Raw genomic sequence first — 21400 nt, 5'->3', positions numbered from 1 at the left:
CAGGGTCGGTGCTCGTGGTTGACGTTAACGTAAACCTGCCTTTCCGGGCTGTCAATTGGAACATCACCTTTACGTAAACGTAAATCTGCGCCAGAGTAATTGCCGCTTGCTTCAGTCATGCCCAGAACAACCACAAGAAGGGACACTCATGAGTCAACCAAGCTACACCCGCGGCCGCCAGGACCGGCCTCTGCTGACCCAGACCATCGGCCAGGCGTTCGATGCCACCGCCGCCCGCTGGCCCGAGCGCGAGGCCCTGGTGGTGCGTCACCAAGGCCTGCGCTATAGCTGGCGCGCGTTGGCCGAGCAGGTCGAGGTGCATGCCAGGGCCCTGATTGCCCTGGGCGTGGCCAGTGGCGATCGCGTCGGTATCTGGGCGCCTAACTGCGCCCAGTGGTGCATCCTGCAGATCGCCACGGCGAAGGTCGGCGCGATCCTGGTCAACATCAACCCGGCGTACCGGGTGGGCGAGCTGGAGTATGTGTTGCGTCAGTCCGGCTGCAGCTGGCTGGTGTGTGCCGATGCCTTCAAGTCGTCCGACTATCACGCGATGGTCCAGGAAATGCTGCCCGAGCTGGGTGCGCAGCCGCTGGCGAGTGAACGCCTGCCGGACCTGCAGGGCGTCATCAGCCTGTCGTCGCACCCGCCCGAAGGCTTTCTGCCCTGGGATGCACTGGCCGAACGGGCAGGGCAGGTCGATGCCCAGGCGTTGCAGGCGAGGCAGCAGGGCTTGCAGTTCGACCAGGCGGTGAACATCCAGTACACCTCCGGCACCACTGGCGCGCCGAAAGGCGCCACGCTCAGCCACTACAACATCCTCAACAACGGCTTCATGGTCGGCGAAAGCCTGGGCCTGAGCGAACGGGACCGTATGGTGATCCCGGTGCCGCTGTACCACTGCTTTGGCATGGTCATGGCCAACCTGGGTTGCATCACCCACGGCAGCACCATGATCTACCCCAACGACGCCTTCGATCCCGAGTTGACGCTGCAGGCCGTGGCCGAAGAGCGTGCCAGCATCCTCTATGGCGTGCCGACCATGTTCATCGCCATGCTCGACCACCCGTCGCGCAGCACCCTGGACCTCTCGACCCTGCGCAGCGGCATCATGGCCGGTGCCACCTGCCCGATCGAGGTGATGCGCCGGGTGATCGAGCAGATGCACATGGGTGAGGTGCAGATCGCCTACGGCATGACCGAGACCAGCCCGGTGTCGCTGCAGACAGGCCCGGATGACGAGCTGGAACTGCGCGTGACCACGGTCGGGCGCACGCAGCCGCAACTGGAGACCAAGCTGGTGGACGCGCACGGCGCCATCGTCCCGCGTGGCGAGATCGGCGAGCTCTGCACCCGCGGCTACAGCGTGATGCTCGGTTACTGGGATAACCCAGAAGCCACTCAACAGGCGATCGATCCGGCGCGCTGGATGCGCACGGGTGACCTGGCGGTGATGGACGAACAGGGCTATGTGCGCATCGTCGGGCGCAACAAGGACATGATCATTCGCGGCGGCGAGAACATCTACCCGCGCGAGCTCGAGGAGTTTTTCCATACCCACCCGGCGGTTGCCGATGCTCAGGTGATCGGCATCCCTTGCAGCCGCTATGGTGAAGAGGTCGTGGCCTGGATCAAGCTGCACCCCGGGCACAGCGCCACGGTCGAGGACTTGCAGGCCTGGTGCAAGGCACGCATCGCGCACTTCAAGGTGCCGCGGCATTTCCGCTTCGTCGAAGCGTTCCCGATGACGGTGACCGGCAAGGTGCAGAAGTTCAGGATGCGCGAGATCAGCATCGAAGAAATGCAGATGTAAAGTTCAAGCGGCGGGCGCAGCTTGCCGCTTGCAACTCGCCACTTGCAGCTATCCTCAAGCTTTCACCGGCGGCTCCTCGCTCGGCGGATCACCCACCGTCGGCGGCACGGTCGGCTTGATCGGCAGTTCGTCCGGATCTTCCTCGGGCACCGGCGGCGGCAGCGCCGGGTCGTCGATGTTCGGATCGGGCGTCTCCGGTGGAGTGGGAATGTTCATGGCCTGACCTCGCGCAGTGGATGAAGAGGTTGTGCAGGCTTCGACCTGCCGTACCAGCCATTCGCTCAATTTTTTTGAACCCGCCGCGCACCCACGGCTCTGAACCCTTACCGCCACCAGCTTAGGGGAGCAAGGTTCGATGTCCGGTAATGAGCCCGTCGCAAAAGCGCCTTTCGAGCAAGTGCCCAAGGCCAACGATCATCCCGACCAGGCCATCAGCCTGTCCCAGGCCTTGCTGGCGCCACGCATCGTGATCGAGGACACCACTCCCGTACTCGACGGTGGCACCTTCGCGGCCAAGGCGGTAAGCGGACAGCCCGTGCAGGTGACCAGCAAGGTCTACAGCGACGGTCATGACCGCCTGGCGGTGGTCTTGCACTGGCGCCAGGCCCACAGCCGCCACTGGCATGGCGTGCCGATGACGTCGGCAGGCAATGACCTGTGGGTTGCCGAGTTCACGCCAGTGGAACTGGGCTTGCACCTGTTCGGCATCGAAGCCTGGATCGATCCCTACGCCACCTATTGCCACGACCTCGAGAAGAAGTACCACGCCGGTGTCGAGGTCAAGCTGGAGCTGGAGGAGGGCAGGCTGCTGCTGGGTAAGGGCATCGAGCGCAGCGAAGGGCCGTTGCGCGAGCAGCTCGAACAGTTGCAACAGCGTTTGCCGACGCTGGCACCGGACGATCAGGTGGCGTTGCTGCTGAGCCCTGAAAGCGCCAGCCTGATGAGTCAGGCCGAACACCGCGCTTACCTGACTCGCAGCCCCGAGCTGCCGCTGGACGTGGACCGCGAGCGCGCCCTGTTTGCCAGCTGGTACGAACTGTTTCCGCGTTCGATCACCGACAATCCGGCGCGCCATGGCACCTTCGACGATGTGCACCAGCGCCTGCCGATGATCCGCGACATGGGCTTCGACGTGCTGTACTTCCCGCCCATTCACCCCATCGGCAAGCAGCACCGCAAGGGGCGCAACAATGCCTTGCAGGCAGGCCCCGACGACCCGGGCAGCCCCTACGCCATCGGTAGCCCCGATGGTGGCCATGACGCCATCCACCCGCAACTGGGCAGCCGCGAAGACTTCCGTCGGCTGGTCGCCGCCGCCGCCGAGCATGGTCTGGAAATCGCCCTCGACTTCGCCATCCAGTGTTCCCAGGACCACCCCTGGCTTACCGAGCACCCCGGCTGGTTCAGTTGGCGCCCGGACGGCACCATTCGCTACGCCGAGAACCCGCCGAAAAAATACCAGGACATCGTCAACGTCGATTTCTATGCGCCTGACGCTGTCCCCTCGTTGTGGCTGGCACTGCGCGATGTGGTGGTCGGCTGGGTCGAGGAGGGTGTGCGCACCTTCCGCGTCGACAACCCGCACACCAAGCCGCTGCCCTTCTGGCAATGGCTGATCGCCAATGTGCGCAGCCAGTACCCTGATGTGATCTTCCTCGCCGAGGCGTTTACCCGCCCGGCGATGATGGCGCGCCTGGGCAAGGTCGGGTACGCGCAGAGCTACACCTATTTCACCTGGCGCAATACCAAGCAGGAGCTGCGCGAATACTTCGAGCAGCTCAACCAGCCGCCGTGGAGCCTGTGCTACCGGCCGAACTTCTTCGTCAACACCCCCGACATCAACCCCTATTTCCTGCAGACCAGTGGGCGCGCCGGCTTTCTCATTCGCGCGGCGCTGGCGACCATGGGCTCGGGGCTGTGGGGCATGTACTCGGGGTTCGAGCTGTGCGAGGGCACCCCGTTGCCGGGCAAGGAGGAATACCTGGATTCGGAGAAGTACGAGATCCGCCCGCGCGACTTCACCGCGCCCGGCAACATCGTCGCCGAGATTGCCCAACTCAACCGTATTCGCCGACAGAACCGCGCCTTGCAGACGCATCTGGGCGTGGCCTTCTTCAACTGCTGGAACGACCAGATCCTGTATTTCGCCAAGCGCACGCCCGAGCGCGACAACTTTATCCTGATCGCCATCAGCCTTGATCCGTACAACGCCCAGGAGGCGCACTTCGAACTGCCGCTGTGGGAGCTGGGGCTCGATGACAACGCCGATACGCAAGGCGAGGACCTGATGACCGGCCACCGCTGGACCTGGCATGGCAAGACCCAGTGGATGCGCATCGAGCCCTGGCACCAGCCGTTCGGGATCTGGCGTATCGAGAAAGCCTTGTAAATGCAGGGGCCGCGTTGCGGCCCTTCGCGGGCAAGCCCGATCCCACAGGTTTTGCGCCGCCTTTGTAGGAGCGGGTTTACCCGCGAAGGACCGCAGAACGGTCCCGACAGCCTCACGCCGAAATTCGATCTTGAAAGGAGTCGCACATGGCCAAGCGTTCCCGCCCGGCAGCCTTCATCGACGACCCGCTGTGGTACAAGGATGCGGTGATCTACCAGTTGCACATCAAGTCGTTCTTCGATGCCAACAACGACGGTATCGGCGATTTCGCCGGCCTGATCAGCAAGCTCGACTATATCGCCGAGCTTGGGGTCAACACCCTCTGGCTGCTGCCGTTCTACCCCTCGCCGCGTCGTGACGACGGCTATGACATCGCCGAGTACAAGGCCGTGCACCCCGACTACGGCAGCATGGCCGATGCCAGGCGCTTCATCGCCGAGGCGCACAAGCGGGGGCTGCGGGTGATCACCGAGCTGGTCATCAACCACACCTCCGACCAGCACCCCTGGTTCCAGCGTGCCCGCCACGCCAAGCGCGGCAGCAAGGCGCGGGACTTCTACGTGTGGTCGGACGACGACCAGAAGTACGACGGCACGCGGATCATCTTCCTCGACACCGAGAAGTCCAACTGGACCTGGGACCCGGTCGCCGGTCAGTATTTCTGGCATCGCTTCTACTCGCACCAGCCGGACCTGAACTTCGACAATCCGCAGGTGATGAAAGCGGTGATCGAGGTCATGCGTTTCTGGCTCGACATCGGTGTCGATGGCCTGCGTCTGGACGCGATCCCCTACCTGATCGAACGCGACGGCACCAACAACGAGAACCTGCCCGAAACCCACGACGTGCTCAAGGCGATCCGCGCCGAGATCGACGCCAACTACCCCGATCGCATGCTCCTGGCCGAGGCCAACCAGTGGCCGGAAGACACCCGCCCGTATTTCGGCGAGGGCGATGGCGACGAGTGCCACATGGCCTTCCACTTCCCGTTGATGCCGCGCATGTACATGGCCCTGGCCATGGAAGACCGTTTTCCGATCACCGACATTCTGCGCCAGACCCCGGAGATTCCCGCCAACTGTCAGTGGGCGATCTTCCTGCGCAACCACGATGAGCTCACCCTGGAAATGGTCACCGACCGCGAGCGCGACTATCTATGGAACTACTACGCCGAGGACCGCCGCGCGCGCATCAACCTCGGTATCCGTCGACGCCTGGCGCCGCTGTTGCAGCGCGACCGCAGGCGCATCGAACTGCTGACCAGCCTGCTGCTGTCGATGCCCGGCACCCCGACGCTGTACTACGGCGACGAGCTGGGCATGGGCGACAACATCTATCTCGGTGACCGTGATGGGGTGCGCACGCCAATGCAGTGGTCGCCGGACCGCAACGGTGGTTTCTCCAAGGCCGACCCGCAGCGCCTGGTGCTGCCGCCGATCATGGACCCGCTGTATGGCTACCAGACGGTCAATGTCGAGGCCCAGAGCCACGACCCGCATTCGCTGCTCAACTGGAACCGGCGTCTGCTCGCGGTGCGCAAGCAACAGAAGGCCTTCGGTCGCGGCACCTTGAAGATGCTGACCCCGAGCAACCGGCGCATCCTCGCCTACGTGCGCGAATACACCGATGCCGATGGCAACAGCGAGACCATCCTGTGCGTGGCCAACGTTTCGCGCGCGGCGCAGGCCGCCGAACTGGACCTGTCGCAGTATGCCGAGCGGGTGCCGGTGGAAATGCTTGGTGGCAGCGCCTTCCCGCCCATCGGCCAGTTACCCTTCCTGCTGACCCTGCCGCCGTATGCCTTCTACTGGTTCCTGCTGGCTTCCCACGACCGCATGCCCAGCTGGCATATCCAGCCTGCCGAAGGCTTGCCTGAACTGACCACATTGGTGCTGCGCAAGCGTCTGGAGGAGTTGCTCGAAGCGCCGTCGGTGGACACCCTGCAGGCGTCGATCCTGCCGCAGTACCTGCCCAAGCGCCGTTGGTTCGCCGGCAAGGAAGGACCGATCGATGCGGTGCGCATTCGCTATGGCGTGCGCTTCGGCACGCCGGCCACCCCGGTGCTGCTCAGCGAGCTGGAGGTGCTCAGTGACGGCGTGACCAGCCACTACCAACTGCCGTTCGGCCTGCTGCCTGAAGAGCAGATCCACAGCGCCTTGCCTCAGCAGCTGGCGTTGTCGCGGGTACGCCGAGGTCGACAGGTCGGGCTGATCACCGATGCCTTCGTGCAGGAGTCGTTCGTGCGGGCGGTGTTGCGCGCCTGCGAGGATGATACCCGCTTGCCCTCAAGTGCCGGCGAGCTGCGCTTCGAGTGCACCGGGCAACTGGCTGACCTGGCGCTGGGTGAGGACAGTGAGGTGCGCTACCTGAGTGCCGAGCAGTCCAACAGTTCGGTGGTGATCGGTGAACGTGTGGTGCTCAAGCTGATCCGGCGGGTCAATCCGGGCGTTCACCCGGAGCTGGAAATGAGCGCTTATCTCACGGCGGCCGGCTTTGCCAATATCTCGCCGTTGCTGGCCTGGGTCAGTCGTGTGGATGAGCAGGCGCAATCGCACCTGCTGATGATTGCCCAGGGTTACCTGAGCAACCAGGGCGATGCCTGGTCGTGGACCCAGAACACCTTGGAGCGAGCGATCCGCGACGAGATGGAACCCACGCAGACCAGTGCCGAGGCGCACACCGATGCCTTGTCGGAGCTTTCGGGCTTTGCCACCTTGTTGGGGCAGCGCCTGGGTGAGATGCACCTTTTGCTGGCCGCGCCCACCGCCGACCCGGCCTTTGCACCGCGCCCCAGCGACAGCCAGGACAGCCAGCGCTGGGGGCGACAGATCAATGCCGAGCTCAGTCATGCCCTCGACCTGCTGGCCGAGCATCGCGAGGAGCTGGACGGCGAAAGCCAGGCGTTGGTCGATGACCTGCAGCAGCAACGCGAAGGCCTTGCCCAGCACATCGATACACTCGCACGCCAGGCCCAGGGCGGCTTGCTGATGCGGGTGCATGGCGACCTGCATCTGGGTCAGGTACTGGTGGTGCAAGGCGATGCCTACCTGATCGATTTCGAAGGCGAGCCAGCGCGGCCTTTGGACGAGCGCCGGGCCAAGCACAGCCCGTACAAGGATGTCAGCGGCGTGCTGCGCTCGTTCGACTATGCTGCAGCGATGATCCTGCGCAGCGCCTCGGCGGTAGACCTGTCCGATGCCGCGCGCCAGGCCCGTCAACGGGTTGCCCGGCAGTACCTGCATCAGTCGCGTCATGCCTTCGTCGAAGCCTATGGCCTGGCCACCGCCGCCATTGCCCATGCCTGGCAGCACGCCGAGGGCGAGCGCGCCGCGCTGGAGCTGTTCTGCCTGGAAAAGGCCGCTTACGAAATCACTTATGAAGCCGACAACCGACCCGGCTGGCTGGCCGTGCCTTTGCATGGTCTGCATGGGTTGATCAGTACCTGGGGCGAAGCATGAGCTCTGTAGGGAAGGCGGTGTTGCCTGGCACCGGCTGCGCCCATGATCGCGGGACGAGCCCGCTCCCACAGGTACTGTGGTGCAGGCGGGGGGCGCTGGTAATCCTGTGGGAGCGGGCTCGTCCCGCGATCATGGGCGCAGCCCGTGCCAGGCACTGCGTTACTTTGACAAATACATGGAAAGGGGCAGTGAGATGAATGCATCAATGCGTAGCAACGGCGGCCTTCGCCAACGCGATCTCGACGCCCTGGCCAGCGCCGCGCACGCAGATCCGTTCGCGGTGCTCGGCCCGCACGTCGACGGGGCGGGCGACGAAGTCATCCGCGCCTTCCTGCCAGGCGCCTTGAACGCCCGGGTGTTGGCGCGTCACGACGGGCGCATTCTCGCCGAGATGGAGCAGGGCAGCCTGCCGGGCCTGTTCAGCGCATACCTGGACGAGCGCCAGCCCTACCTGCTGCAGATTGGCTGGGCCGGTGGCGAGCAGATCACCGAGGATCCCTACAGCTTCGGCCCGCAGCTTGGCGACATGGATCTGTACCTGTTCGCCGAGGGCAATCATCGCGACCTGTCAGGGCGCTTCGGTGCCCAGCCGATCCAGGTCGACGGCGTCGACGGCGTGTGCTTCTCGGTCTGGGCGCCCAACGCCCGGCGTGTCTCGGTGGTGGGCGACTTCAACAACTGGGACGGCCGTCGTCACCCCATGCGTCTGCGCCACGATGCCGGGGTGTGGGAGCTGTTCATCCCGCGCCTGGCCGTGGGCGAAACCTACAAGTTCGAAGTGCTGGGGGCGGACGGTGTGCTGCCGCTGAAGGCCGACCCCCTGGCCCGCGCCACCGAACTGCCGCCGAGCACCGCCTCGAAGGTCGCAGGGGCACTCAGCCACGACTGGCGCGACCAGCAGTGGATGGAGCAGCGGGCCCAGCGCCATGCCTACAGTGCGCCGCTATCGGTCTACGAACTGCACGCCGGCTCCTGGCGCTGCGAGCTGGACGAAGCCGGTGAGGTCGCACGCTTCCACAACTGGCGCGAGCTGGCCGAACGCCTGGTGCCCTATGTGCAAGAGCTGGGTTTCACCCATATCGAACTGCTGCCGATCATGGAGCATCCCTTCGGCGGCTCCTGGGGCTACCAGCCGCTGTCGCTGTTCGCGCCAACCTCCCGCTACGGCAGTGCGGAGGATTTTGCTGCCTTCATCGATGCCTGCCACCAGGGCGGCATCGGCGTGATTCTCGACTGGGTGCCGGCGCATTTCCCCACCGACGAACACGGCCTGGCACGCTTCGACGGCACCGCGCTGTACGAGTACGACAACCCACTCGAAGGCTTTCACCAGGACTGGAACACGCTGATCTACAACCTTGGCCGCAACGAAGTGCGAGGCTTCATGCTCGCCTCGGCGCTGCACTGGCTCAAGCATTTCCATATCGACGGCCTGCGTGTCGATGCCGTGGCCTCCATGCTGTACCGCGACTATTCGCGCAAGGCCGGCGAGTGGGTGCCCAACCGCCATGGCGGGCGTGAGAACCTCGAGGCGATCGACTTCATTCGTCAGCTCAACGACATCGCAATGCACGAGGCGCCCGGTGCGCTGATCATCGCCGAGGAATCCACGGCCTGGCCGGGCGTCAGCCAACCCACGCAGCAGGGCGGCCTGGGCTTCGCCTACAAGTGGAACATGGGCTGGATGCACGACACCTTGCACTACATCCAGAACGATCCGGTACACCGTGCCCATCACCACAACGAAATGAGCTTTGGCCTGATCTACGCCTACTCCGAGCATTTCATCCTGCCCATCTCCCACGATGAAGTGGTGCACGGCAAGCGCTCGCTGATCGACAAGATGCCCGGCGATCGTTGGCAGAAATTCGCCAACCTGCGTGCCTACCTGACGTTCATGTGGATGCACCCGGGCAAGAAGCTGTTGTTCATGGGCTGCGAGTTCGGCCAGTGGCGCGAGTGGAATCACGACCATCAACTGGATTGGTACCTGTTGCAGTATTCCGAGCACCAGGGCGTGCAGAAGCTGGTGGGTGACCTGAACCGGCTATACCGCGAGCTGCCGGCACTGCACGAGCAGGATTGCCAGCCCCAAGGGTTCCAGTGGCTGATCGGCGACGATGCCGTCAACAGCGTGTATGCCTGGCTACGCTGGAGCAGCGCCGGCGAGCCGCTGCTGGTGGTGGCCAACTTCACCCCGGTGCCGCGTGAGGGTTACCGTATCGGCGTGCCGTTCGGCGAGCGTTGGATCGAGCTGCTCAACAGCGATGCCGAGCTGTATGCCGGGAGCAACGTCGGCAACCTCGGGGCGGTGGCCGGTGAAGCGGTGGCAAGTCATGGGCAGCCGCTGTCGCTGGCCTTGAACCTGCCGCCGTTGGGCGTTCTAGTCATGAAACCTGCCTGATGTCACGGCGCATCCTCCTGCAGGGGGATGCGCCGCATGCGCTGATCACCAGCGCATCCGTACCCCAAGGCTTCCGATCAGCCCATTCAGATCGTTGTCATCCACATCACTGCTGTAGTCGGCGCTGACGAACAGCGCCACCGTCGGCGTGACCCGCGCCACCAAACCCAGGCCAAGTTCCACGGTCGCTGCACTGCGCGAGCTGGAGATCTTGTCGACCTGATCCAGCTTTACCGCATCGCTGTTGTTGAAGTCGTACCAGACGTTGGTCCGCACATAGGGTTCGATTGGCATGCCCCGCACTTCGTAGCGCCCCGACAGTTTCGCGCCCACCCGGCCACTCCAGCTCGGCTGGCTGTCGAACGCCTGCAGGGTCTCGGCCTGGGCCTGGCCGGCGGGGAAGAACTGCTGGTTGATCAACTGCGCCTGCGGCTCGATCACCCAGTGGTTGCCCAGGCCGATGGGGAAGCCACCCTCGACCGAGAAGGTCATGGCATGGCCGCTGTCATCCAGGCGCTGGCCGCTCTGGCTGCGACCGTTGACATCGATGCGCGTGCCCATGGCCACTGCATCCACATGCCAGCCCTGGTCGTGGGTCATGCTCCAGTAAACGCCCAGGCTTTCGCCGCTGAGGTTGACCGCGTTGCGCTGCTTGTCACCGAGCAGGGAGCGCATGCCGTTGAAGCTGCTCTGTAGGTTGTTGTGGCCGACGAACACCCCGGCGCGGTGCACGTTACCGCCGGCGGTCTCACGTACGAAGAGGTCCGGGCCGATCGTCAACTGCTGGCTGGGCGCCTCAAGCCGCGCTGGCGGCACGGAGGTCGGGTGCGGGGCGCCGGGGAAGAACTGTGCCCATTGGCTGGCGACCATGCCCATCGGCACATCCCCGTGACGCGCACTCATGCGTTCGGAGAACGCCTGCAGGGTGCCCATCCCCAGGCCACTGGCGCTCACAGGATTGAGCGACAGCAGGGGTATCGCCGGTGGCTGCAACGGGCTGGCGAAAGGGGTCTCTTCGTCAAGGTCGAGCGCGAACGTTTCCACCGGGGTTGCCAGAAGCAGCGACGTGGAAACCGCACAGAACAGCCGGTCGAAGCGCAAAGGATTCGATGCTCGTTTCATGGCGGATCTCCTGTTTCTTGTGGGTAACAGCCAAGGCCTGGCCTGGTGTCACGAGCTGTACGACACGAAACAGGGGGCGACACAAACCAGCACGCGGAGTTTGCTGGCGCGCGTAAAGACGCGGGCCAGAGAGCTCGGCGCGAAGTTTTCGCAGTGGGCGATATGTTCAGCTAAGGAGAGCTGGCGCCTTGCGTCAAGAAAAGGTTGGTGCGATCAGAAAATTGTGTTGTGACGGGTAACGCGTTGAATAAGCGTGTGATTGTCCTTCGGTTAGTAATGTGGGTTCTTTGTCTGGGTTTGGTTATGCCAAAACATTGCTAGCCAGGTTTGGCTGTATTAGCGGCCCTTTGATCGACTGGCTACCTGCTAATTCTGTCAGTTTCGCTCGGGCGTATTTGTACCTAGCATCCAGTGACACCCACGAAAGGGCCAGCGCAACGCAGGCCCGCTTCGCTCGCTCACGCCAAGGATCGCCAGGGGGAAACCATGGCCAAACGCCAGAGCCGCAAACAAGTTGGCCTACTCGACAGACTGCTGGACACCGAGCCGGGAATCAAAGTCAAACTCACCCCAGCGACCCTGGAGCAAGACTCGATCATTGGCCTGCAGTGCAAGACGACCGATGCGCTGATGGCGCATTATCCGAGCTTGCACAGCGACGAAGCCCAGCGACTGAAGGGGCGTCTGAATGCTGCGGCAGCGGCGATGATGCGTACTTTCCGGGAAAAGCGCCTGATTGCCGGGGCGCGCCGCCCCTCAGATGAGCTAAAGGGCCCTCTGGACTTATCCAGAGGCCCGACCTTCGAAAATCAGTTCTTGCCCAGTTGGGGCAACAACGCACATCCGCAGGCGGTGGATGCCACCACCTCGCCAGTGGCCTACCTCATCGATCTACTGACGTTCATCCAGGATCACGTCGAGGCCCAGGGCGATGCGGATCTGATCCTGACGCTAAAAACCCGGCGCCCTGATCTGTTCGAGCGCCTGATCGATGAGGCGTTCATGAACCGTGAACTGCCGCAGGTCGAGGTGATCATCCATGTCCTGGAACAGTTGATCGAAGAACATCGCCAGCAAGCGGACAGTGAGCGCACGGCCACAGAAGACAAGCTGCTCAAGGTTCGCTATCCCATCAAGCAGTTTCCCTATGAAGCGTATTGGGCGCAGATCCGTACCGTGCTGTCGCACAACTCGCTGCTGATGGGTGATGTGGCACGCCTGTCGGACATCGACAACCCTTACTTCATCCAGCCCGGTGCGCATTCACCCTGGTCCGATGCCGCGCTGCAGCAGGAAGCCACGCTAGGCCCGCTGCTGCGTGCCCTGCTGATCGAGCCACCCTACTTCGGCACAGCGGCGCAGAGTCGTGGGCTGAAGACACAGTCCGATGAGCCCGGGGAGCGGCATCAGGCGTTCTTCGAGGACAACTTCGGAGTGCCGAATGCCATGTACCTGCAAAAGGTGGTGACCTTCTGTCAGGCGGTGCAGATCAGTCAGGATGAGATGGAGTCGCTGTTCGGCCTGGCGGCCTATGCACCCACGCGTTCGGACAACGTGACCAGCAATGTGCTGGCCGAGCAGGTTTCGCCGGCCCTGTTCGTCGCACGCTTCATCAACAGCGGCGAGGCAGCGCCGGTTGGGGTTGTCAGCGATGCGCAGGACCCACAGCTGCACACCTTCGAAAACTTGTCCGAAATGCGGTTTGACCGGGTCCAACGTCTGGTGCGCGTGGCCAGCGCGTTGAATCTGACCTATGCCCAGGCCGACCAGGTGGTGTGTGCGGCAATTGATGCGGAAAAGCGCGCTGTCGCCGAAGTCAGGCGCATCAAGTCCGATGACTCGCCGTTATGGATGACGGTCAATACCCATCGGGCCTTGGGTTTGTTCCAGTTCTTGCGAGAGCGCTTCGCCTGTAGCGCTGAAGACTTTTCCGTGCTGCTCTCGGATATGGCTGTTCACGGCATTGGCGCGACTGCGAGCCATTTCGACCGGGTCTTCAACAGCGATCCCACGTCGCGTCTGGTGCTCGACGGTAGCGACTTCAGCCTCTCGGGCGACGATGTCGTGAGCAAACGTACCGTTGACCAGTTATGCCGCGGGCTGGGCATCAACCTGGAGACGTTCCGTTACCTGTCGCGTGTGTTGATGCAGGGGCAAGGGGGCGACAAGCTGCAGCGCTCTGTGCGCGTGGTCAGTGCCTTCTACCGTGTGGCGATGCTGGCCCGTCTGCTTTCGGTTACCACCATCGAGCTGCTGGCACTGTTGGAAACCCTGAGCCCCGAGGGGCTTTATGCCTTGCAACTGGCGGGGGCACCGCAAAATGCCATGTACCGCAGTTTTGCCCAGACCGACACCCTCAGCGTCATCCATTCCATCAGCCACTGCGTGCTCTGGTGTCAGGAGCAGGACCTGCCGATCAGCTGGCTGGTGCAGCAGTTGCTGCCGGTCGAGACGCCCGATGTGGTGCCCCAGGAAATCTCTGCACTGTTCGGCGAACTCAAGACTCAGTTGCTACCTTTCCAGGCCTTCGAGCAGGCCCTGCTGGATGCCGGTGTTCTGGCCCTACCTGCAGGTGAGTGGTTGAAAGCCTTGGTACAGGTCGTCGATGAGCAGGGCTTGCTGGCGGACACTGGCGACCCCGAACAGGACTTCGACCCGGAACAGTACGAGCAATTTGCCGAGCGGGAAATCAAGGCGGCGGTCGATCAGTTGGCCAGCGCCGGCAAAAGCCAGTTGCCCGATATGGACAGCGCTGAAAAGGAGCGCCTGACCGGCATTATTCTCGGCGTGGTCCTGCGCATTCGTTCGCAGCAGTGGGGCGTCGTTCAACAGGGTCTTTCACAGCTTCTGAAGGTCAATGCCGACATGGCGATCCCGATGGTCTACTGGGCCGAGGGCACAGTGCACCAACTGCTGGAGAGTGCGGTGGCCTTCGACCCGCAGCAATCCCAGTCCGATGCCATGAAGGCCATGCTGGGGCTGGTGCAGCGGATGCAGCGCTGTGCACAAATCGCGACGCGTTTCGAGTTGACGCCCACGTTGTTCTCCAGCTTGTTGATGCGCGCGCACCGCGCACGGTTCGGTATCGACGCCTTCGACTTGTCCTTGCACACGCTCTACCATCTCGATCGCTACGCCCGTGGCCTGCGTCTGGCCAAGCAAACGGAAGCACAACTGCTGGGCTATTTCTCGGCAATCGAGGGATTGCATGACCTGACCGCGAATGAACAGCGTCTGATCAGGGATGCGGCTGCCCAGCGTATCTCGGCCTGGTTGGGTTGGGGGATCCGTGAGGTGCTGGACGTGGCGGCCCGGGTTTCGCCCGATGGCATCATTCGCGATCTGACCCAGTTGCGCATCGTGGTCGACACCAAGCTGCTCAGCGAGACCACGGGGCTGAGCGCTGAATCACTGATGAAACTCAGCAAGCTGACTGCCTATTCAGACACACAGGACTACCGCGATGCCGCCCAAGAGATGCTCAGCAGCCTCGACAGTGACAGCGCGCAACGCCGGGACGAGGCAGAGCTGCGTCAGAGCCTGGCCACGCGCTGCACCGTGAGTGAGACACGTCTGATCGCCAGGGCGCCTGATCAGGAAACCACGGTGACCTTGAAACTGCTCGATATGCAGAACGAGCCGGTTTCAGGTATTCGCGTCACCTGGTCCACCGATCTGGGGGTTTTGCAGTCCCATTCCAGCTACACCGATGAAGAGGGGGTGGCCAAGGTGCGACTGCAGGCCGGTACGCAGTTGGGCAGTGCCCATGTGCAGGCCAGCTACCTGCTCGATGGCAAGGCATTCGCGCCGCCGGTGGTGATCGACTGTGACGAAGAGACGGTGCGATTGATCAGGATCGAGGGACAACCAGGTGCCAGGGCGCCTCTGGAGCTCGCAGGCGGACAAGGCATTTATCGCTTGGCTGCCCTGCTCGTCGACCGTTATGACAATGATGGGGTGGATCGTCTGGTCAACTGGTCCACCACCATCGGCTACTTTGTGGACAACATCGGTGAAACCTTGACTGACCACACCGGCTACAGCCGGATTGCGCTAAGAAGCCGGGAGGCAGGCTCGGGCGAGGTCCGCGCGTGGTACGCAGGCAAGCCCGATGACGTCACTGTGGTTCAGATTGGCTTTGCCGACAGACCCTACATCAGTTCGCTCGTACTGCAATCTGCGTTGGTCGTGGATGAGCCGATCACGGTTCAGGCCAGGGTTCTGGGGCTTGATGGCGAGCCGGTCGCTGGCCAGGCGATGTCCTGGTTGCTTGAAGGGGGCGAACTGGTCAGCGCCGACAAAACCAGTGATGGAGCCGGGCTGGGTCGAGCCGTACTGCAGGTCGGTACGGCTGGGCGGGTGAAGGTGACCGTGACCCTCAGTACTGCCGATGAAACCGCAGAGGCCTATCACAGCAAGGATCTTGCGTTCGACGTGCTTCCCGATGCGGTGATGCGGCAGTACAGGAAGATGGGGAGCTGGCCGTTGGCCGATGGCATCAGCACGGTGGAGTATGACATCCATATCGCCACTTCCGATGGCATCCCCGTGGCGCGCTACCCCATCACCTGGAGCGTCAGTGAAGGCGGCACGCGTGTGGCCGAGCCCGCTGTCAGCTTGACAGGCAGTGATGGTATTGCCCGCTTCGATCTCAAAAGCACCACGGCTGGCCAGCGTACGGTATCCGCGAGCTGGGGCAAGGCGCAGTCCCAGCCGTTCGAGCCGGTGACCTTCCTCGAGCCCCTCGGGTTGACGATCGAATTCGACGGCAAACCGTTGGAGGGGGCGATCGTCATTACGCCGCCTTCCGAAGGGGAAACGCCGCACACCTTGACCTATCGCGTGGCTGCCGGCCATTCGCTGATCGGCCAGCCGATGTCTCTTCACGTCAGTGGCCGCAACTCGGCAGCTTCGTTGGGCTTGGTGATCTCGCCCGCGCCGGGTGCCGACAACGCACTGGGCGAAGATGGCGTGACCTGGACCATCACCAGTCGACCCGTGGGCCTGAAGACGGATGTAGGGCTGAAGTTCGGATTCTCCTATGACGCCACTTATCCGTCGAACCTGACTGATGTCGTGATCAAGGGAGCACAGAAATGACTGTAGCCCCATCGACTTTCGAGCTTTTGCAGCGAGGCCCATATGAAGACTGAATTGAGCCAACAACTCGCGGAACAATGGCGCGACGCGCTGAGTGCCTATGCCATTCACCACGTACTACCGGACAAGCTGCAGGCCGGTAGCCTGAGCATGATGACGGCCGATCACCTGGACCGTTACCTGATGACCGACACCCAGGTCAGCGCCAAGGTCACCACGTCCGCGTTGGCCGAGGCAATCGCCTGTGTCCAGACCTACGTCAACGCGATCCTCAACAATATCGAACAGGGCTACGGCAAGGATTTCGCCCCCGAGTTGACTCTTTTCTGGCAGCAGGCCATGTCGACCTACTCGTTATGGGCGGCCTACCAGATGATGGAGGACTACCCGGAAAACTATATCCGTGCCGAACTGCGTCTGGACAAGACGGAGCTGTTCAAGACCCTCGAGAACGACCTGGCGCAGGGACGAATCGATGATGCGGGTGTTCAGAAGGCGCTGCTGAACTATCTGAAGGGTTATGAGTTTCTGAACAACATCCGGGTCCAGGCCGGTTACATCGACTATCGCGACGGGCACCGTGATGCCGACCAGTTCCCAGGGTATGCCTACGCCAACGCCGATTACTACTTGCTGGGCAAGGACAATGCCTCGCCCTGCGCCTATTACTGGCGCAAGGTCCAGGTACGTCTGGACCAGGCCTCCACTTATATCCAGCCCGATGCGTGGTCGGAATGGAAACCGGTGAGCATTCCGCCGGGCACGACAATGTTGCAGATGTGTCCGGTGTTGTTCGGTGGTCGGTTGCACGTGATCTGGTGGTACTTCACTGCACCGACAAAGGTCCTCGGTGCGAATGGTGAAGAAAGCAACAAGCGTTCGTATGCGCTGACCTTGGACATCATTCACCTTGGGCTCGATAACCAGTGGACTACGCCGGAGCGACTGTGGCAGCACGACGTCGAGGTTACCGGTTCTGACGACTCGTCGCAGATACCCTCTAAAGTGAAACATTTCAGGGTGATGGCGGTTGCGCTTGGGCGCGTGAACGGGGATGACGATCAACTGTTCGTTGCTGTTCACGATACGTCGGACAATGACGCCTGGGAGGAGAGATTCAGCCTTCAACGGGATGTCTTGAAACGTGGGACCGCACCCGCTATCGATCCTATCAACAGCGCAGCCCTTTCTCGACGATTCACAGGTAGCGCGAGCCGCTTGGCCTTTTCGCAGCGTATTGCAGCGGTCGATGCTGCGGTGAAAAGCATCAAGCCGAGTGGCAACCCTCATATTGCACTCGATGCTGTACTCGAGCAGGGCCCGACGGCGCCTTCACTGCGAGTACGTGCACGCTCCAGCGAGTTGCGCATGCGTTTTCAGACATTGGCCCTGTTGTTTGACGAAATTGGTTGGGATTACTACGGTCTTTACGTGGATTTCCGACTATACGCCATTGAATCACGAGGCGAAACGCAACTTAATTTTATCGCCGTCACGCATGGTGCCCCGAACTTTGAGTCCATCACAATCCAGCATGATGGTAAGACCCTGGCGGTATTGAAACGGTCCGATTTTACTGGAACGTGGTACCCCAACATGTTTTCGGGTATGACAAATTTCGCGTTACCGGAACTTTCGCGTCCACTCTCCAAGGAGTACATCCGTGAAGGCATGGGTTTCACGGTCATTATCGATGAAGCGTCGGGCCTGCCGCTGCAGAGCACGCGAAACCGAGTCAATGGGACTGTTGAAAGTATCCGTTTGCCGAAAGTGGAACTCCTACATCGGCAAGGCGATAAATCGACAACATGCTGGTCGGGGCCCTGGGTTCTCAATAAGCATGCCGTCAGCACCTGGAGCCGTCTGGAGGACATTCCTCTAACGGGCTCGGCAATCTTCGAAGTTACCGCCGCTGGTGAAGCGCCCGCCACCTTCACGGTGACCTGGGGCGCCACCTCGAGTCTGGCCGATACAACGATTCCATATATTCACCAACAGTCCGACGGTACCGACTTCCTCGTGTTCAATGCCATCGGTGGCGCCAGCGCGCCCTTGACCGTGCGGCTGAACTCCCAGCATGTTTCCGATTTGATCAATCGCGCCGAAGCCTCGCCCCAGGCCGTGTTCGCCTGGGATGCGCAGCACCGGCAGGAGCCGGCATACCGCAAGCAGCTGGCCGGCGCGGTGTATCAGGGGTGGCAGCCAAGTGCGGCGGACCCGTTGCTGCACATGTTCGATGCCTATGGCAGCTACCTGCGTGAGTTGTTCTTCCATGTCCCCCATCTGATCGCATCGCGTCTGCAGGAAGAGGAACGCTTCGCCGATGCCCGGCGCTGGCTGGGGTTGATCTTCAACCCCTACCAGAAGCAGCCGCCCAGGGCGATCCCCGGCCCTGACTACTGGAACTGCGCTTGGTTGCTTCAGGATGACACTCAGGCGGCAGGGCTCGACCACGAGCTGATCGAGCCGCATGTCATCGCGCTGCGCGCGCCGTCGCATTATCGCAAGGCCGTGTTCGTGCAGTACGTGAACATGCTGATCGGCGAAGCCGACCAGCACTATCGCTACCAGACCCGCGACGGCCTGGCCCACGCCTGGCTGTTGTACCGCATGGCCGCGGACCTCATGGGAGAGGTGCCGGATGCGCGGGCAATCAATACCTGGCAACCGAAAACGGTCAGCGAGGTACTGGCTGTCGAGCCGACCGACATGCTGTTGGCGGATAGTGGCCAGGACATTGTCCCGGCCAACTTGCCCAAGCAGCTGTCGACCTTCTTCTGGGCTGGAGTGGCGGCACATCCGGCCTTCCGCTTGCCGGTCAATCGGCAGTTGCTGGACCTCTGGCAATTGCTGGCGGAGCGCTTCTACAACCTGCGGCACTTCCTGACCCTCGACGGACGACCCATGGTGCTGCCACTGTATGCACCGGCTGCGAACCCGTTCGACTTGCTTATGGCACGCATGGGGGGCGGTACCAACCTGTCGCACCTGATGGGCCAGCGCACGGTGGTGCCGCCGTATCGTTTCCGTACCCTGATCGCCAAGGCTCATGAGGTGGTGGCGACCCTGACCCAGTTCTCCGAGCAACTGCGTGGCCTCATGGAGCAGGAGGAGCGCACCGGGCTTGAAGCGTTGCAATACCAGCACGCCGCCGAGATCGCCGGATACACCATTGCCATCCAGGAGCAGTTGCTCGAGCAGCAGGAGCAGCAGGAAGGGGTATTGTCCAAGCAAGCGCTCGCCGCCCAGACTCGATACGCGCACTATACCGAGCTGGTCAGCCAAGACATGTCTGTTCTGGAAATCTCGGCAATGGTTGCCCATCACGCAGGTGGGGCTATCAATAGCGGGGGTTCCAGCGCATTGAGCGCCTACTACGCGACACAGATGGCGCCCAGGATCTTCGGAATGGCGCAGGACAGGGGGGATACGACCGCCCCCATCATGAGCGGTGCTCAGTTGCTGTTCCTGGCGGGGAGTGCATTGCAGATCTCCGGTGACATCATGCGCGAGACGTCGACCTACAAGCGTCGCCGACAGGAATGGCAGTTGCAGGCCACCTTGGCCAGCAAGGATATCGATGTCATCGCCGAGCAGGTCAAGGCCCAGGCCTGCGCAACCCAGGCCGCCAGGAACTCGCTCGATCACAGCCGCAAGGTGCTGGACCAGGCCCAGCAGATGTACGCCTTCTACCAGAGCAAATCGACCAACGTATCGCTGTATCGCTGGCTGAGGTCGCAGGTGACCGCCTGGCATGCGACGTTGTTCGATGTCGCGGTGGGCTTGTGCAACAGTGCCGAAGCTTGCTGGCAGTACGAGACGGGCAACTATGACAAACGCATCGTGCGTGCCTCGGTCTGGCAGGCAGATCGGCATGGCCTCAATGCCGCAGGCGAACTGCGCCTGGACCTGCATCGCCTGGAAGCCGAAGCCTTGTTGCGCAACGAGCGTCATCTGGAGCTGCGCAAGACCGTGTCGCTGCGTGCACTGATCGAACAGGGCCAGGTATTTGACAAGAAAGGGGCTGCACTTGGCGACTGGCCGGCGCTGCTCGAGACGCTGGTCGAGAACGGCGAAATGGATTTCAGCCTGAGTGAAACGCTGTTCAACCAGGATTACCCCGGGCATTACCTGCGGCGCCTGCACAGTGTGGCGTTGTCGCTACCTGCGTTGCTGGGGCCTTACCAGGACATCCGCGCCACCCTGACCCAGACGCAGAGCCGATTGTTGACCAAAGCCGATATCGAAGGGGTGAAGTACCTGTCGCCGCAACTTGACCAGGGTGAGGGTGATGGGCGCTACGTCATGCGAAGTTTGCGGCCCAGCCAACAGGTCTGCCTGTCGTCGGCTACGCAGGATATCGGGTTGGTCACGGCCCCCGAGAGCGATGACCGTTACTTGCCGTTCGAAGGCACCGGCGCCGTCTCCGACTGGAACCTGAAGTTTCCGCGAGCTGCCCGGCAAACCGAACTGCTCCAAGGGCTGAGCGATATCGTCATGGAGGTGCGCTACCTCGCGCTGTATGGCGGTGCACTGTTCGAGGAGCAAGTCGAGGCGTTGTTGCCCGAAGAAGCGGCCGGACGTTTTGCTGGTGTGGTCCGGCGAGGGCATGTCCAACCAGGAGACAGTCATGAGCAATAGTCATGAGGCACAGGGTATCCAGCCGATTTCGACGCGTGCGCAAGACTTTACCAAAGGGCATGATTTTCTTCAGGATCCCTTCATCCAGAAACCAACGCAAAGCGCTGGCTCCGAAGGGCTATGGATTTACGAAGGCGAAGACAGCTTCATGCTGCGTGAAAACGATGCCAGAGACGGCACGTACCTTTCACTTTTCCGAGAGGGTAGGCTCTACCAGGACTTCACGTTGATCGAGGGGGTTGCACAGGGCTATGCCTTGGGCTGCCAGTACAACGTTCTGTACTTTACCGAAAATTGCTGGCTCAAGGTCTACGCACTCTCGGGGGGGGGCGCAAGGCCAGGTTATCCATGAGCAAGCGCTCAAGAATCCGGAGACCACCGGGCAGGCTGACGAGCAAAACCCCAAGCCCGAAGCTGAACCTACCTGGCATACGTTGACGCCCAGGCTCATCGACATACCCCAGGGGATCTCGACA

Annotated in this window: 9 protein-coding genes; 7 read left to right on the top strand and 2 right to left on the bottom strand. The window is 62.2% G+C overall.

The window, feature by feature from the left end; translation table 11 throughout:
- Nucleotides 1-148 precede the first annotated feature (148 nt).
- Entirely contained in the window at nt 149-1810 is a 1662-nt protein-coding gene (locus tag HU729_RS09670) for an AMP-binding protein (protein WP_186709745.1), read from the top strand.
- 54 nt (nt 1811-1864) lie between these two features.
- Here the strand turns inward: HU729_RS09670 and HU729_RS09665 are convergent, their stop codons facing one another.
- The gene (locus tag HU729_RS09665; RefSeq protein ID WP_186709744.1) at nt 1865-2026 is read right to left on the bottom strand and encodes a hypothetical protein; all 162 of its coding nucleotides are present in this window, start codon (nt 2024-2026) and stop codon (nt 1865-1867) included.
- A gap of 139 nt (nt 2027-2165) precedes the next feature.
- Between HU729_RS09665 and HU729_RS09660 the strand changes: the two genes are divergently transcribed.
- The 3 genes from HU729_RS09660 (at nt 2166) to glgB (ending at nt 10061) form a co-directional block, all read left to right on the top strand.
- Nucleotides 2166-4199 (top strand): alpha-1,4-glucan--maltose-1-phosphate maltosyltransferase, encoded by a 2034-nt coding sequence (locus HU729_RS09660; RefSeq protein ID WP_186709743.1) that lies wholly within the window; start codon nt 2166-2168, stop codon nt 4197-4199.
- 146 nt (nt 4200-4345) lie between these two features.
- A complete protein-coding gene (gene treS / locus HU729_RS09655) occupies nt 4346-7657 on the top strand; it encodes a maltose alpha-D-glucosyltransferase (RefSeq protein ID WP_186669480.1) in 3312 nt (1103 codons plus the stop codon).
- A gap of 193 nt (nt 7658-7850) precedes the next feature.
- Entirely contained in the window at nt 7851-10061 is a 2211-nt protein-coding gene (gene glgB / locus HU729_RS09650) for a 1,4-alpha-glucan branching protein GlgB (protein ID WP_186709742.1), read from the top strand.
- Between the two features lie 45 nt (nt 10062-10106).
- Here the strand turns inward: glgB and HU729_RS09645 are convergent, their stop codons facing one another.
- Complete coding sequence (locus HU729_RS09645) at nt 10107-11183, bottom strand: autotransporter outer membrane beta-barrel domain-containing protein (protein ID WP_186709741.1); 1077 nt, start codon at nt 11181-11183, stop codon at nt 10107-10109.
- A gap of 486 nt (nt 11184-11669) precedes the next feature.
- Between HU729_RS09645 and HU729_RS09640 the strand changes: the two genes are divergently transcribed.
- The 3 genes from HU729_RS09640 to HU729_RS09630 are packed head-to-tail and all read left to right on the top strand — an operon-like array spanning nt 11670 to nt 21276.
- Nucleotides 11670-16283, top strand: a complete 4614-nt coding sequence (locus HU729_RS09640; RefSeq protein ID WP_186709740.1) for an Ig-like domain-containing protein — start codon at nt 11670-11672, stop codon at nt 16281-16283.
- 42 nt (nt 16284-16325) lie between these two features.
- Nucleotides 16326-20924, top strand: a complete 4599-nt coding sequence (locus HU729_RS09635; protein ID WP_186709739.1) for a neuraminidase-like domain-containing protein — start codon at nt 16326-16328, stop codon at nt 20922-20924.
- Entirely contained in the window at nt 20914-21276 is a 363-nt protein-coding gene (locus tag HU729_RS09630; RefSeq protein ID WP_186709738.1) for a hypothetical protein, read from the top strand. Before HU729_RS09635 ends, HU729_RS09630 begins: the two co-directional genes overlap by 11 nt.
- Nucleotides 21277-21400 lie beyond the last annotated feature (124 nt).

The organism is Pseudomonas sp. RW10S2, from assembly GCF_014268985.1.
GTDB lineage: Bacteria > Pseudomonadota > Gammaproteobacteria > Pseudomonadales > Pseudomonadaceae > Aquipseudomonas > Aquipseudomonas wayambapalatensis.
Note: the sequence above shows the minus strand (reverse complement) of the source record. Positions and strands in the feature narration are given on the sequence as shown.